This is a genomic window from Nitrosomonas oligotropha (genome assembly GCF_900106555.1).
GTDB classification, from domain to species: Bacteria; Pseudomonadota; Gammaproteobacteria; order Burkholderiales; family Nitrosomonadaceae; genus Nitrosomonas; species Nitrosomonas oligotropha_A.
This window is the reverse complement of record NZ_FNOE01000016.1, coordinates 22,490-36,583: the sequence shown is the minus strand read 5'-3', so window position 1 is coordinate 36,583 and position 14,094 is coordinate 22,490. Positions and strand designations below refer to the sequence as shown.

The following is a 14,094-nucleotide window of genomic DNA, read 5'->3' as shown; positions in this document are numbered from 1 at the left end:
CCGAATAGAGAGTGTTTTTTCTACACGTGAATAGTGTGCAATTTCCTAGGGTTAGTACATTACCTCTAATTTCATTGGATTGCACAAATTTTTTATTGCTTGATGTTATGTTTATCGCATAACTCTTTACAAAAAAATGCTATGTTAGCAGATATCAATAGCCGGAAATGATTTTGATTGGAATGGATAGGGTCGAGAATAGCACAGAAACACACTAATTGTGTGCAATGAACCATTGAAAGGGGATAAATGTGAACCAGAAATCGGGCAGTAGCGTAATCGGTACAGACGAACAGATCATTTCCGGTACCAACGGGTGGTTGATGTTGATGGTATTGCTACCGGCGATATTGTTCGCGGTTTTTTTAGTGGCCACGCCGGGTGGTCCTGTCAAATTAATAGCTGGTACAGCATTACTTACAGTAGCGCTTTTCTGTTGCAAAGGGTTATTCACGCTCGAACCCAACCAAGCAGCCGTCATGGTTTTTTTCGGCAGCTATGCCGGAACGGTTAATGCGAGCGGTTTTTTCTGGGTGAATCCGTTTTATAACCGGACTCGCGTGTCCTTACGGATCAATAACTGGAATACACCGGTTCTAAAGGTCAACGACGAACGTGGCAGTCCAATTGAAATTGCCGCCGTGATTGCCTGGCGGGTGCAGGATACCGCCAGAGCTGTGTTCGATGTTGAAAGCACATTGAATTATTTGCAAATTCAAAGCGAGTCCGCCGTGCGGCAAGTGGCCAGCAGCCACGCTTATGACGCTGCCGAAGGAGGGCAACGCAAGAGCCTGCGTACCGATCTGGATGCCATTGCGGCGCTGTTGCGTGATTCTATACAGCAACACGTCGAAGTGGCCGGGATTGTGATCGAGGAAGCCAAAATCGCCCATTTGGCTTATGCGCCCGAAATCGCCAATGCCATGCTGCGGCGCCAACAAGCGGAAGCGGTGGTGCAGGCCCGGCAGAAGCTGGTTGATGGCGCAGTCGGTATGGTCGAGGTGGCTTTGAAGAATCTGGAAGATAAAAAAATCGTTACGCTGACACCCGATCAACGGGCAGTGCTGGTCACCAATATGATGACCGTGTTGTTATCGGAATCGGGTGCGCAACCGGTGATTCAGATGGCGCAATCGACGCAATAGGCGCCATAAACTGCTTTAGCCTGCAATCCGGCAGTCATTGCGGTGAATACCGTAAATCACGATTAACTAAAAGTTTAAATAAGATAAAGAATTAGGTAATGTCATTCACGTTTGACTTTAATTTGAGATATCGCTATATAGTGAAAGCGATATCGGCAATATTGATTCAGTGCAATAGAAATGCGAGTGTATCGACACTATAAAGGAGAATAACAGCATGTCAGCAACCACAATCACATTGTTTCATTTTGCAAAGCAATCTCATCGAATCCACAAGCTGTTCCTCTGGAGCATGATATTTGTGCCGCTTCTGATCTCGGGTTGCAGCATCGGCGATAAAATCGACAAGTTGACCGATAAAGTCAGCGATGTTGCCGGTGATACCGTAGCTACACTGGATAACGCCATCGATGCCTTGGACCGGAATTCCGCATCGTGGCAAGCGGTATTGCAAGACACTACGGCGAAGCTGACGAGCGATGCGCAGTCCACCGTACGCAATGAAGTCTCGGATGTGCTGAATCGCAGCGTGGCCGCTACTGGCGATGAGTTACGCTGTAATGTGGATTTCATCGGTACGCGCGTGCGCCAGGCTTTGGTGAGGATTCGCGCGCGCTTGATGCATCAAGCAGTGCCGCCGGTTGAACCGGCGCTGTGTCATGTAGTTCCGGCCGCAGTGGATATGGCGCTGGATCCAAGCCGCCGCAACAAGCTGGAATTTTTTGGCTACGATTTCGATACCACGCCGATCAAAGTAACGTTGCATGACACCTCGAGAACACTGGATGTCTCTCCCGAATTGGATCGATTAACGCACTATCACATGACCCTTAACCTCGGCGCCAACGGTGTTCCTTTGTCCAAAACCAGCGATCGTCTCACGTTGGAATGGCAGAATCATCCTATTTCCAGCATCGCTGTTATTCAGCCCGCGACACCGGTATGCCGGGAAAAAACCGAAACCTATGCGCGCGATACCTACTTATCGTTCACACCGCCTCATACCCGAGGTGATAAGGAATTCGGTGGTCATGGTCCGGAAGTTTGGGCTAAAGCAACCTGGAGTATCCAAGGCACGCGCGTCAACTTACGGCTCTGGATGAAAGCGCAAGAAACACGGAGCGATTGGACGACTGCGGAAGGTGAGCGTAACGATACGTACTATACGGCCCCCCCTGGCTGGCGCATTGACAGTATCGTCAGCGCTTTGGAAAGCTCAGCGCATTATATTGACACCGATCATAACGATGACCGTCAGGGTGGCGGGCCAAATGGGCCAGTGAAGGAATTCAAATTCCGCGGCGATCGCGACGGTGACGATGCCGGCAGTTATACCGGCGTGGATGTGACTTTCAATCCACTGGTGGTGAAATTGGTCGAAGTGGCTAATTGCGCTCCGGCATCGGCGGTCAAATCGTTGCAAGTGAAAGACCAGCTTGCGCCTTCCACCATCAAGCGTCTGCAACCCATGATGTTGAAGTTGCAACCAGCGAAACCTTAGTATGATCAAGCAATCGCCGGTTTTGTACCGGTGATTGCTCTGTCACCCCCCTATAAAAACCGGTATTACTCAATTCACTGCACTACCAGAATTCAGATAATGCTGTGGTTTTTCCCCTTCATAAATCGTGATGTGTTTTGGGGATTGTTTTCGGATGGCCGCCGATATGCGGTGCAACAGCATGCGTAACACGTGGCGAGGTTTCTCCGCGATGCAGGGCAAAAATTTTATTTTGCAGCAACTTGTCGGATACGGATACGCGGGCATGCTGGCGCAAATGCGCAACCCAGGATTCAACCGTAAACATCTCGATGAATCGTCCATGGTCCTCGACATCCTCGAAAAATCCCCATTGAATGGCACCGTCGCGGCGGCGGGTTATCTCCAATTCCAGCATCAGCAAATAAAAAGCAGCGCGATCCACATCGTCGATACGATACTCCAGCGTTACCAGCACGGGGCCATGATCGTGCGACACAGGAATCACTGGCGCGGGATCGGACCAATGACCGGACGCCGTATAGTCATGGTGTTCGCCCAGATTGAGTTTGAACCGCGCCGTGATCGGAATCAGCAACAGCGCTAACAATCCTGACGCGGTCAAAGCTTTTGACAAACCAATCATTTCCGTTACCTGACCCCAGCTGAGCGATCCCGCTGCCATTGCACCAAAAACTACCATCTGGAAAATGGCGAGTCCGCGAGCACGAACCCAATCCGGTAACGCCATTTGCGCGGAAACACTCAACAGCGAAACCGCCATGATCCATGACACGCCGCCTGTAAATCCCGCGACCATGCCGATCACCGCATGCCCGCCATAAGCAAACAGCAGGGAGCTCAGCGCGGTTACCGATGTTGCTACTATCATGATTGTGTTTGTACGGAAATATTTTTTCATGACAGGGAGTAGAAATGCGCCAGATACCGCACCCATACCCAATGCAGTCAATAAAATACCGTAAAGGCTGGGGCCACCTTGCAATGTATCCTTCGCTATCAGCGGTAGTAATGCCCAGTAAGCGGATGCGCACATGAAAAAAGCCAGCGCATGAATCAAGGTGTGGCGTAGCGGCCTGCTATGAAAGGCAAAGCGGATACCGGCACGCATGGCACCGGCCAAGCGTTCGCGCGGCAATGCGTTGTCTTGGGCGGTGCTCGTACGCCACCATAGCAATGCTGCCGCGACGGCAAGATAGGAAATAGCATCCAGAAAAGCCGTCGCCACGGCACCGGCTGCGGCCAGAATAAAACCACCCAATGCCGGTCCGATGGCGCGGGCGATATTCATACTGATGCCATTTAACACAATGGCGGAACTCAATGTATCGCGCGGCACAAGACGCGGCACGATCGCCTGCCATGCCGGCATGGCAAAAGCCGATCCGGTACCTATGACGAAAGTAAACAACAGCAAGATCCAGGCATTAACGCTGCCAATCCATAACAGTGCGGTAAAAAGCAACAGTACGGCTGCCAGAAAGATTTGTGTCCACATCAGCAGTTTGCGGCGATCAAAAAGATCACCCAATGCTCCGGCGGGAAGAGCAAAAAGGAAAACCGGCAAAGTTGTTGCCGCTTGTACCATCGATATCATAACGGGCGAGGAGGATAACCCGGTCATCACCCAGCCGGAAGTGACGTTGAACATCCACGTGCCGATATTCGAAACCAACGTCGCAATCCACAGCATCGTGAAAATCCGATGTTTGAATGGAGAAAAGGCAGAAACCGTCATTCCGTTTGCTACCCTCAGTTAGCAAAGCAGCCGCAGCTGATCACCCAGGGATTGTTGGAGCTTGTCACCAGCCGGTTAAGGTGGAAAAATACGTCTGATTTAATGTCTGTCATGGTTTGAGGCTCCATTCAAGCCGTTAACTACAGTATCAAGAAGTACCAGCTGGTTTCGGTTTAGGTACTATACAGCATTCCCGAACACTCTCATTTTCTCGGCTTTAAGTTGTGTTTACCGGTAATCAGCAGTAGTGTCATTGTTGTTCGCACGCAATCCCGCATAATCATGAGATACTGAATGCCACACATGACATTACACTCAACTATTAACAGGAGAATATTTTGATGACTACTTCGTATATGTACAAAACCTCAGTACCCGTTTTCAAGCAGCTGTTGACCAGCTTAAGTGCCATTCTGACCAAAGCGGAAACCTATGCCGCCGAGAAAAAATTTGAACCAGCCGTATTGCTGAACGCCCGGCTATATCCTGATATGTTTCCTTTGATCCGCCAGGTGCAAGTGGCTGCGGATTTCGCCAAAAGTGTATCAGCCCGGTTAGCGGGAGTTGAGGTGCCAGCCTATGAAGATAATGAACAGACTTTTGCCGATTTGCAGGCGCGAATTGCTAAGACTTTATCGTTTATCGAAAGTCTGACACCCACGCAGTTCGAGGGCAGCGAAACACGCGATATCGTGTTGCGTCCGGGCACACCGAAAGAGAAAAAGATGATCGGGCACAATTACCTGATCAACTATGGATTGCCGCAATTCTTCTTCCATGTCACTACTGCTTATGCGATTCTGCGGCACAACGGACTGGATGTCGGCAAAGGCGATTTCATGGGCAGTTTTTAACTGTTGCTGCAATACTGATCTTGCCATTTGTTATCGGCGTTATGAGGGAAGCGAATTGAAGTATTTTCTTAATTATGGTGTATCAATCGCAATTTTATTGTCTGCATTCAGCGCTCATGCGCAGCAATTTCCAAAAGGCAAATGGGAAGTCACCACGCAGACAATAATGCCGCACATCATGACGCCGATGCCTATCCATACAAATGTCATTTGCGTCAATAATAAAACCCAAGGAAAACCGCCCATTGCTGTGCATGAGTCCTGTGAATTTTTTGATTATAAAATTATCGATAATGATGCTTCATGGCAAATGAAGTGCAAAGGTGAGCTGAAAATGAATGGCGCGGGAAGAATTATTTTCAGCTCGGACAAATATAAAGGTTCCGCCATCATTAAAATGAAAATGCCTGAATCGGAACCCATGGAAATAGATCACACATACACGGGCAGGCGGATTGGCGATTGCTAAAGAAGCGGAAATTTCCTGTTGCCATTAAGAAACATTCGTCTTCAGACCAATCATAATTTCAGTAGCGAATGTCCCGCTCCTGTCGCCAATAATCCTGAAACACCAGACCGGATTTGATCACAGATTACGATTGCTTTTAAAACGAGCAGGAAAAAGTGAAATTTTGGGCAGGGACAATTGATGGAAATTTATATGCGTAGGATTTCAACGGGCGGTGTCATACGCCTTTTTCTCTGAAACCATTTATATATGTGGATTTAATATTTTTGGCTTTAGTTTATACCAACAAATGTACCAACAAAATTACTCTGCTTCCGTGTGCTGCACTGCAATCTTAAAAATCATAGCACCTGGCCATGCCACACAAAAACCCGCCAAAGCGGGTTTGTCATTTTTTGATTGTTGCGATTAGTTAGGCAATTGCTGCTTTGTTGATATTGGCATTGCGTATTCTGCTAATTCCAATTAATCCCAATCCAGCAAGCAACATCGCGTATGTGGATGGTTCTGGTACTGGGCTTAACAAACCGACATCGCCGTCGTGAACCGGCCACAATGATGCGTCAGGTGTGCCTTCAATAAGAATGTGTTCTAGTGATTCAAATCTATACAGTCCACCATATTTTTCAAGTTTGCTATTGAATAAATAATCAACCGCATGAAGCGGCTGATCTGGTTTGTTAACGCAGAAAAAATTCATAATATCGCACGTAGTCACTGAGCTGAACAGATCGAGAATTTCTCGTTCAGTTGGCATTCTCCATCCACTGATTCCATCAAGCACATAATTATTTGCAAAATACAGTTGCTCTGACCAAGGTCTTATGCCATTTGGACTTGGATTAGTTGTCCAGGTAAGGTTTGTTTCTGTATCGTAATACGCCAATCCACCAAGCCTTGATTCCAGCGTTGCATTTGCTGATATTGAAGCGCACAACAGCAGGCCACCAACCGCTGTTGATATTTTTTTGTTTTTGTTCATTACAGCTTCCTTTTTATTTTAATAATTTACATCTGCATTTTTCTTTTTCGCACCATTCATCAATTTCAACCACGCTATTAATTTTCTTAGTTATCTTTTTTTGTTTCCCCGTCTTTCTCTGGTTTAGGTTTGATTGGTTTCATGGCGCGTCGCAGAAAAGAATCAGCAATGTAATCTAAATTTTATTCTATGGTCAATAGAACGGGGGATTAGGCTCCCGTTTTGCTTCCTTGCTAACTAACTTTTACCTGATCAGGCGAACGCTTTAGAAAAAGCTTTAGACATTTAATGCGCGTTCCAATGAAGCAATCATTGAAGGATAATTTTCGTTGCTCGGTCGAATCCCCAAAACTGGCGGAATCGAATAAACCAGTTCTACCCCAAAAAAGCGGTCGGTCTCGATTTGGTAAAGCAAAAATAGTGTCGCTTGCACTTCGAGCAATTTTTCCGCTGATAAGGTAACGCCATGCTCTTTTAATGCTGTGTCCAAGCGGTTAACTTGGCTAAACCACAAATCGGGTACGGTGTGCGTTAATACTCTGTGAGCGGCTTCACTATCAAATGCTCGATCATATCCTAGAGTTTCAATTGAAACCGGTTTCACACCCTAGTTTCCGTCAATCCGCCATAATTTAGTTTGCGTTAAATCAAGGTTCCGCTTGCGCCATTCAATCGCGCTTTGTAAGGAATCACAAGGCATTCCGCGCTTTTTCAGCCTGTTGCACATCTGCTGGCTAATGCCTAATTTTTCCGCTAATTCTGAAGTTTTCATGTGTTGTGTCCTATCTATACAGAAACCCATTTCAAATTTTGGGTTTCTATTGCGCAAGTGGGGGCCGAATTACCCCCTTAGCCTCTTTTTATGGAAGTACCTTAACTCTTACGCTGTGCCTTCCTTGCGCTGTCAAGATAGCGTTGATATCCAGCCGGATCGGTGCGCATCTTGCGTAACAATGTTTCGTGATCGCATTGATTAACACCTATTCTCGTTAAATATGCTGATATTTCTCTTTGTTCAGCCTGAACGTTTATAACTGCCATAGTTTTTTCTCCAATAGATTACCGTTAAAAAAAGATTGCTCAGCTTTGTGGTGTGTCAGTTCACCTCCTTTGCTTGTTCTAAGAAGTATTCTAGTGCTTCAGGATTATTCAGGCATTTATCCAAAACAAGAAAATGATCCTCTTCAGGTTCGCCAATGATGTGAAGCCATGCCCGGATAATTTCAATCTTTTGATTCTGTTCCCGCTTCAGCTCTTGAATAATCGCCGGTTTATGCTTGCGTAACCGTTCAATCAGTTCGTGCGTGATTTTTTCCGCTGGTGACAGTTCAAGGCTATCGCCATCGGTCAGGGTAATTGTCAAATCCCTATCCCGTAAATATTCGATGATTTCCGCTGCTTCCATTTATCTATATCCTCACTATCTTCTTAGCTGGGGGTATTCTATGTGTTACAGTGTTACAATCCTTATCTGGAGCGGGTTTCAGCGTAACAGGATCATTTTCTGTAACGTTACATGCTGTTACATCGTTACATTGATTTGTAACACTTAGGCTGTTTGTAACAGTTACGCATTTTTCATTTGTTACGTGCAAACCGTTGCTGTTATTGGGTTGTAACGTTGTAACGGATAAAACAGGGGTGAGGTATCGGAAAAAGGATTCTTCAAACTGTGCCAATTCAAAGCCACGATAAACATCATAACCGTTGCGAACTAACTTCGATTGAATACCGTAATCTCTTAGCTTGTTCGCCAGTTGCTTCGGTGAAATGGCCTTCCCCGGTTATAGGTTGCCCAGCTCTTCTCGTCATCATCGGTAAGCGTTTTGATTAGATCAGCGGTACTGATCTTACTGGCGCGCTTCGATTCAAACACTTCCTGAATATCTGCCAATAGTTCATTGCTGATACTGGCTGACTTGTCGCTAGCTGACAGCTTCAAAGCCACCTGGTTTGCACGGTTAAGCCATTCACTGCCAGCGCATTCCGCAATAGCAAGTAGCGGTTCCCAGTTATCCTGTGCGCGGTCGTTTAATGCCTCGGGAAGAGTAGGCCGCGTCCGTCTGACTTGTTCGCGGTAATCATCGGCAAAGCGTGCCAGCTTCCTGATTAACGTTAGAAAAAGATCAGGTTCAGCGTGCCGCAGCCTGTCGACAGTCTCATTACCAAGCTTCCGCCGCAATCCCAGCACGATCGATCTATCCATTAACGTATCCGATAGCTGACCGATTCCGGATAATGCCTTGGCTCCCCATGTGCTGAATCGTTTTGGGGTGTGTTCATCCCCTACGGTTCTGATTACGTAAGCATTATCACGGCTATGACCGGAATTAATCACACCGCGCAGTTCCTCGTTATCTCTGAGGAATGCGTCGGTTTCATCAAGTAATAAAGTAGGTTGCCACGCTTCAATGCAGCGGTATAGTGACGCCGGGCTGATACTGCTGGCAGATAGTGGCCGGTATGACAACTTGCCAAGGATCGTTAATAGCTGAGTCTTGCCGCATCGTTTTTCAGGTGCGGTGATGATTGCCAGCGGTGCAATCTGTATCGCGTCAATGAACCATGTCATGCTTGCCCATAGTGCCACTGCATCCGCCGTTTCTTTATTGCACACAATGAAACGGTGAACGGTCGCTGATATGTCACTGAGCAATTCCCCCGGATTCACCGGATATTCCCACGGTTCAACACTCGTAAAGCCGGAATCGTCAATTTCGTTTCTTTTGACTGCATTCACTTCTTTATCCAAGGTGTTGACACTAATTCCAAGCTTTTCGGCTTCCTGCTTTCGTGCCCGGTCGTAGTCGATCCGTGAGAGTGAGGCAAGGCGTTTTATTACCGTTTCATCTGGTTCTTTTTGATTGCTGCCGGGTTTATCAGCCGCTTCGGCTTGATTGCCTCCAGCCATCATCTCAAGTGCTGCATTTTCAAGGTTGGTCATTGCGCACCCCTCCTGGAATATCTGACAGCTTCATCAATCCTGATAACTGCTTTCGATAAAAAATCAGTGTCAGACTCAGGCAGTGGCTTACCGGTCAACATCCAGCGGGGCGGCCAGTAGCACGACAACACTATCGTGCTGAAGCGCAGTCAGTATTTGCCATTCGCTAAAAAATGATCGGATTTGCGGATCGTAAGTTTGCCGGTCTGATTTTGGGAATAAATCACCCTGATTCAAACCGATTGCCGCCGTGATCTCGTGAATGTCACAACCGGCAAAACAGTGCATCAGCACTTGATTTTCACGTCCAATGCTCACCGCTAAACTTCGGCCTTTCCGGTCATTGTGCGAAGGGCAATAAGCCAAAAACCCGCCGTTATGCCGTTTGATTATGCCTTTTAATCGGCTGGTAACTTCCGTTAATTTGTCGTTAAAATGCAGTGATTTTGTGTTAAGATTCATCTCGAAAAACTCCAAAGCTTGTTTGTTGTGTCAAAAGCGCCCGGCCTATACCGGGCTTTTTGTTTAGCTCAATCCAAGTCGTTAGATTTTGTGAATTGATCGACCGCCGCACGCACTTCAGTCTCTGAGATTTCCGGAAAAATTGCTGAAAAATGGTGTTGAGCAAAATATGCGACACTGAACGTATATCCGCCGGAACCGGATGCCGCACGCGCTGCCATCGCTTCGATTATTCTTGCCCTCAGTTTTGCGTCCGTCTTAATTTCGTTAAGCAGATCGTTACTCCGTTTTACGCAAAACTCCCGCCGCGCTGCTGTCGTTGCCAGTTCCGCTTGTAGAATCTGCTGATCAATTTCCCGGATCGCTTCAGCGGCTAAACTGGCCAAGCGCTCGGCTTCCGATAGTTCTACGCGTTTCGCTTCAATTTCATTTCTTGATGCGGTTACCTGTGCCAGATTGGCTTCATCAGCTAGATACCTTTTTTCCAGTATTGAATGCGCTTGCTCTAATCCAGAAAGTTTTGAAGTAATGCTGGCTACTAGACTTTCGCAATCGCGCTTTTTTTGATCGAACTTGGCGCGGCGTGTGAGTAATTCAGCGTGCTGGGTTCGTACGGTTGTTAAGGTGTTATTCATTGCGCACCTCCAACTTTTTTATCCATCCATTCCAAAATATCCGCATTGCGCCATGCGGTGACGTTTTCAGAAAGTTTTATGGGTTTTGGAAATTTTCCATTTTTTACGTGATTCCACAATGTGGAGTGTGAAATTGGAATAATTTGCAGAATTACTTTTTCACGGCTAAATCCGGTTGATGAAATATCGATTGTCATTTTTGCGTCCTATAGAGTTTGAACAAATCCAAATAAACAGCATTGGATTGGTCGTACTATGAATGCGCATTAGAATCTTGCAACAGTCCGTGAAAGTTTCACGGAATGCCTTGTCATTATTGACGTTGGATGAATTTAATGGAAAAACTTCTGGTGGAAGTTTGAGAGTTTTACCCTAAAGATACGTTTGAAAATGATTTTAATATCGTTGTGTAACTAAGAGGCAATTTTTTGCCACGCTTATAAATATTTACATTGCTTAATGATTGAGCGACCTTTTGCGCTAACAATTTTCGCTTAATTAGCAATGTTGAATCTTCTCTGACAAGTTGGCGCGCAAAATAACGCGCTGGTGTGTACCAGTCTTGCGCTGGTTTGGGGTCTTTGGGATCTGGCTCAAGCCATGGTTTTATGTTTTCTGACTTGGTAACTTGTGGCTCCGATTGTCCTGTGTTTTTGTTCTTTTCAATTAAATTAAGCAAATCCTCTTTGGGAGTTACAGCTTCAGTGGAATTAATTTCATACTTAACGCATTTGATTTTTTCGCCAGTCCCAGCATTCCCGCTGTATGCTGCCCAAAAATGATCTGGTTCTACTCCTGGTAGTGGCTGGTTGTTTGGTAATTGATACTCTTTGGGCGCGCGATAGGTTTCATATGGATGAATTACTTCTACCGGCTCGATTGATTCAAATGAAAAAGTATTGCTAATGGGACTGATTGCATGCTCTGGTATGCGTACATAACATTTTAATTTGACCTGAAAAACACCGGCTCGTATGGGGTCAGGATAGTGTCTTTTAAACTCCGCAACGATACCATCAAACCAAGCACACAATCGAATGTCTCCACGCGCCGCCATCTCTAGCAAATTCAGCTTGCTTACTTTGCTGTTGATTCTTTCGCTAAGAAAATTCTTGGCTTGTTTTATGGTTAAGTAATTGCCGAAATTGTCCATGCGCACCCCTTGACTTGCCTTCATGAAGTACCACCCCAGGCGGTGAAGGTCTCCGCTTTTTGCCTGATCAAAGCTAGGGGGTGGCAAAACTTTTAAGCCTTACTTAACTACTTTGAACCTCCTAAACTGAGAGTATTTTGTTCTGGATTGGGAAAGTAATCACTTTGCAATCATAAAGCCGCTCTCTGCGTACAGGACCGTTTTGAACAAGCAGCATGGCTTTTCTGCATATATCTTTTTCGTGATCTGATAGCGATAAAATGAACGCTTTCGTGGCTTCATGCCACTCATGATCTGCAAATGCCTTTCTGCGTTCTGGCGTTATATGAACTATATTTGCAACTACTTTTAGATTTATTGCTGATTTGCGACGTGTTTTTGGTTTGGGTGTTGTGTTGCCTTCTTGTACTGTAGAATTTTCAGTAGCCATGATATGACACTCCTTTAAAGTGTTATGTTGTGGTTAGGGGTTCCAGGTGCGTTAACACTTGATAACCCCGCTTTTTTTGCCTGAATTCCGTCAGGGGCGGTGTTGCTCTACAACTTGGCGCGCATCGGTATCACCTGCGCCGCCCGGTAATCTAAGTTGTGCGGTTCGTAATCAGCCCACTTCGGCAATCTCTCACCTGTCTGCATAGCATCCAATGTATCTGCCCAAAATTGCATCATGGCGGTGCGATACTCCATGTAATCAGCTCGATTGTATGCCGCCCGTGTTGCGTTGCCGTCTGTATGGGCTAACTGCGCCTCGATTATGTCAGGCCGGATCATGCCTACGCTGTTAAGGTATGTAGAAGCGATGGTGCGGAAACCATGCCCGGTCATGCGGCCTTTGTAGCCAAGACGTTCTATGACCTTTAATACAGTGTTCTCGCTGATTGTTTTGCCGTTGCCGGTGCGGCTGGGGAATAAATGCTCATCATGCCCGGTTAGCTGGCGCAGTTCCATTATGGTTTCTATTGCTTGACGCGATAACGGTACGATATGCGGTTCGCGTGCTTTCATGCGTTCCGCCGGTATTGTCCATAACTTAGCGTCAAGATCGAACTCGCACCATTTCGCGCCTCTTACCTCGCCAGTGCGGACAAATGTTAGCATTAATAAACGTGTAGCCGATTTGGTGAGTGGATAGCATGGGTATGCTGCTACCGCGCGCAAGAAGTCCGGCAATTCTTTTTCAGTCAACGCCGCGAAGTGCTTCACTTTGGGTTGCGGTGCAAGTGCGCCTTTGATTTCTGATGCCGGGTTATGCCGTGCCCGTCCGGTTGCGATTGCATAAGCACACACCGCCCGCACTCTTTGCAATACCCTTGAAGCTACTTCATACGCTCCACGTCCTTCGATTGTCCGTATTGCGTCCAATACGTCAGGCGCGTCAATTTCGGCTACAGGTGAATCGCCAAATTTGGGGAAGATTTCACGTTCAAGAGTTTTTATCCAATCCGCTGCGTGACTGGCTGACCATGTAGGCGTTTTTAATTTATGAAATTCGCGCGCTATCAATTCAAACGAATTCGCCGCCGCAATCTTGGATTGCCTTTTTTGAGTTTGCTTTACTGCGCCTGGATCGGTGCCATTGGTAAGCAGTTTTCTTGCTTCAGCGCGCCGCTCGCGTGCATCGGCTAAGGTTACGTCAGGATACACACCAAGTGCTAACGTTTTTTGCTTGCCAGAGAAGCGGTAAGCCATGCGCCAGTATTTGGAACCGCTGGGTGTTATCTCAATATACATTCCGTCGCCGTCTGCCATCCTGTACGGCGCAGATTGCGGTTTTGCTTTCCTTATCGCTGTATCGGTAAGTTTCATAGCATCGCAATGTTGGTATATTTCTTTTGAATGTTGGTATATTCACCAAGTCAATACCAACAAAACGCGCTTGATTCTCATGGGAAAAATCAGTATTGTTGGTATATTTTCTTGTGTGTTGGTACTTTTGCTCTAAATATACCAACAAAATATAGTGGATTGCAATAGATGAGGGTGTACGATACAAAACAAAAAACCCGCAAAACTCCAGTATTTATGCGGGTTTCATGTATGTCTTTGGATGGTGTAAAACGGGTTCCTGGCGGAGGCGGTGAGATTCGAACTCACGGTAGAGTCACCCCTACGGCAGTTTTCAAGACTGCTGCCTTAAACCGCTCGGCCACACCTCCATTGACTTGCAGGTCGCATCATACCGATTAGTGTCCTTTTTGGCTAGTTTCTATG

15 protein-coding genes, 1 tRNA gene and 1 pseudogene are annotated in these 14,094 nt (G+C 46.6%); 4 read left to right on the top strand and 13 right to left on the bottom strand.

Translation table 11 applies throughout. The annotated features are described in order from the left end of the window. The first annotated feature begins 251 nt into the window (after window positions 1–251). Together BLU57_RS09805 and BLU57_RS09800 are read left to right on the top strand one after the other, a co-directional pair. Window positions 252–1,145 carry an SPFH domain-containing protein gene (locus BLU57_RS09805; RefSeq protein WP_218131659.1) on the top strand — a complete coding sequence of 298 codons (894 nt, stop codon included), beginning with the start codon at window positions 252–254 and terminating at the stop codon, window positions 1,143–1,145. A gap of 217 nt (window positions 1,146–1,362) precedes the next feature. Then, window positions 1,363–2,646, top strand: a complete 1,284-nt coding sequence (locus BLU57_RS09800; protein ID WP_090319935.1) for a hypothetical protein — start codon at window positions 1,363–1,365, stop codon at window positions 2,644–2,646. Between the two features lie 118 nt (window positions 2,647–2,764). On the opposite strand, the gene BLU57_RS09795 is transcribed toward BLU57_RS09800, so the two are convergent. Continuing rightward, entirely contained in the window at window positions 2,765–4,384 is a 1,620-nt protein-coding gene (locus BLU57_RS09795; RefSeq protein ID WP_090319932.1) for an MFS transporter, read from the bottom strand. 341 nt (window positions 4,385–4,725) lie between these two features. Here BLU57_RS09795 and BLU57_RS09790 point away from each other — a divergent pair, with 341 nt between their 5' ends. After that, complete coding sequence (locus BLU57_RS09790; protein ID WP_090319929.1) at window positions 4,726–5,238, top strand: DUF1993 domain-containing protein; 513 nt, start codon at window positions 4,726–4,728, stop codon at window positions 5,236–5,238. A 97-nt stretch (window positions 5,239–5,335) separates the two neighbouring features. Continuing rightward, the gene (locus BLU57_RS09785; RefSeq protein WP_176776413.1) at window positions 5,336–5,707 is read left to right on the top strand and encodes a DUF3617 domain-containing protein; all 372 of its coding nucleotides are present in this window, start codon (window positions 5,336–5,338) and stop codon (window positions 5,705–5,707) included. A 412-nt stretch (window positions 5,708–6,119) separates the two neighbouring features. On the opposite strand, the gene BLU57_RS09780 is transcribed toward BLU57_RS09785, so the two are convergent. From BLU57_RS09780 to BLU57_RS09725, 12 genes and pseudogenes are all read right to left on the bottom strand, one after another. Continuing rightward, window positions 6,120–6,689: a PEP-CTERM sorting domain-containing protein gene (locus tag BLU57_RS09780; protein ID WP_090319923.1), complete on the bottom strand. Its 570-nt coding sequence runs from the start codon at window positions 6,687–6,689 to the stop codon at window positions 6,120–6,122. A 277-nt stretch (window positions 6,690–6,966) separates the two neighbouring features. Then, window positions 6,967–7,293, bottom strand: coding sequence for a hypothetical protein (locus BLU57_RS09775; protein WP_090319920.1), 327 nt, complete (start codon window positions 7,291–7,293; stop codon window positions 6,967–6,969). A gap of 3 nt (window positions 7,294–7,296) precedes the next feature. Then, window positions 7,297–7,461: a hypothetical protein gene (locus BLU57_RS16090; protein WP_176776412.1), complete on the bottom strand. Its 165-nt coding sequence runs from the start codon at window positions 7,459–7,461 to the stop codon at window positions 7,297–7,299. 324 nt (window positions 7,462–7,785) lie between these two features. Further along, window positions 7,786–8,094: a hypothetical protein gene (locus tag BLU57_RS09770; protein WP_090319917.1), complete on the bottom strand. Its 309-nt coding sequence runs from the start codon at window positions 8,092–8,094 to the stop codon at window positions 7,786–7,788. Window positions 8,095–8,098: 4 nt separating this feature from the next. Beyond that, a pseudogene (locus BLU57_RS16845) lies at window positions 8,099–8,895 on the bottom strand (DUF3631 domain-containing protein). 825 nt (window positions 8,896–9,720) lie between these two features. Next, window positions 9,721–10,095, bottom strand: a complete 375-nt coding sequence (locus tag BLU57_RS09755) for a hypothetical protein (protein ID WP_090319909.1) — start codon at window positions 10,093–10,095, stop codon at window positions 9,721–9,723. Between the two features lie 68 nt (window positions 10,096–10,163). Continuing rightward, complete coding sequence (locus BLU57_RS09750) at window positions 10,164–10,730, bottom strand: hypothetical protein (RefSeq protein WP_090319906.1); 567 nt, start codon at window positions 10,728–10,730, stop codon at window positions 10,164–10,166. After that, window positions 10,727–10,927, bottom strand: a complete 201-nt coding sequence (locus BLU57_RS09745) for a helix-turn-helix transcriptional regulator (RefSeq protein WP_090319903.1) — start codon at window positions 10,925–10,927, stop codon at window positions 10,727–10,729. Before BLU57_RS09745 ends, BLU57_RS09750 begins: the two co-directional genes overlap by 4 nt. A gap of 170 nt (window positions 10,928–11,097) precedes the next feature. Continuing rightward, on the bottom strand, window positions 11,098–11,907 hold the full coding sequence (locus BLU57_RS09740; protein WP_090319900.1) for a hypothetical protein: 810 nt from the start codon (window positions 11,905–11,907) through the stop codon (window positions 11,098–11,100). Window positions 11,908–12,004: 97 nt separating this feature from the next. Beyond that, complete coding sequence (locus tag BLU57_RS09735) at window positions 12,005–12,313, bottom strand: hypothetical protein (protein ID WP_090319897.1); 309 nt, start codon at window positions 12,311–12,313, stop codon at window positions 12,005–12,007. A gap of 107 nt (window positions 12,314–12,420) precedes the next feature. Continuing rightward, complete coding sequence (locus BLU57_RS09730; RefSeq protein ID WP_090319894.1) at window positions 12,421–13,689, bottom strand: tyrosine-type recombinase/integrase; 1,269 nt, start codon at window positions 13,687–13,689, stop codon at window positions 12,421–12,423. A 260-nt stretch (window positions 13,690–13,949) separates the two neighbouring features. Beyond that, window positions 13,950–14,039, bottom strand: a tRNA-Ser gene (locus tag BLU57_RS09725). Window positions 14,040–14,094: the final 55 nt, after the last annotated feature.

What these genes read in the sequence shown, in the direction of transcription:
- BLU57_RS09750 (WP_090319906.1), bottom strand. Translation starts at nt 10,730, where the DNA reads ATGAATAACACCTTAACAACCGTACGAACCCAGCACGCTGAATTACTC.
- BLU57_RS09755 (WP_090319909.1), bottom strand. Translation starts at nt 10,095, where the DNA reads ATGAATCTTAACACAAAATCACTGCATTTTAACGACAAATTAACGGAA.
- BLU57_RS09790 (WP_090319929.1), top strand. Translation starts at nt 4,726, where the DNA reads ATGACTACTTCGTATATGTACAAAACCTCAGTACCCGTTTTCAAGCAG.
- BLU57_RS09740 (WP_090319900.1), bottom strand. Translation starts at nt 11,907, where the DNA reads ATGAAGGCAAGTCAAGGGGTGCGCATGGACAATTTCGGCAATTACTTA.
- BLU57_RS09770 (WP_090319917.1), bottom strand. Translation starts at nt 8,094, where the DNA reads ATGGAAGCAGCGGAAATCATCGAATATTTACGGGATAGGGATTTGACA.
- BLU57_RS09780 (WP_090319923.1), bottom strand. Translation starts at nt 6,689, where the DNA reads ATGAACAAAAACAAAAAAATATCAACAGCGGTTGGTGGCCTGCTGTTG.
- BLU57_RS09730 (WP_090319894.1), bottom strand. Translation starts at nt 13,689, where the DNA reads ATGAAACTTACCGATACAGCGATAAGGAAAGCAAAACCGCAATCTGCG.
- BLU57_RS09800 (WP_090319935.1), top strand. Translation starts at nt 1,363, where the DNA reads ATGTCAGCAACCACAATCACATTGTTTCATTTTGCAAAGCAATCTCAT.
- BLU57_RS09745 (WP_090319903.1), bottom strand. Translation starts at nt 10,927, where the DNA reads ATGACAATCGATATTTCATCAACCGGATTTAGCCGTGAAAAAGTAATT.
- BLU57_RS16090 (WP_176776412.1), bottom strand. Translation starts at nt 7,461, where the DNA reads ATGAAAACTTCAGAATTAGCGGAAAAATTAGGCATTAGCCAGCAGATG.
- BLU57_RS09735 (WP_090319897.1), bottom strand. Translation starts at nt 12,313, where the DNA reads ATGGCTACTGAAAATTCTACAGTACAAGAAGGCAACACAACACCCAAA.
- BLU57_RS09795 (WP_090319932.1), bottom strand. Translation starts at nt 4,384, where the DNA reads ATGACGGTTTCTGCCTTTTCTCCATTCAAACATCGGATTTTCACGATG.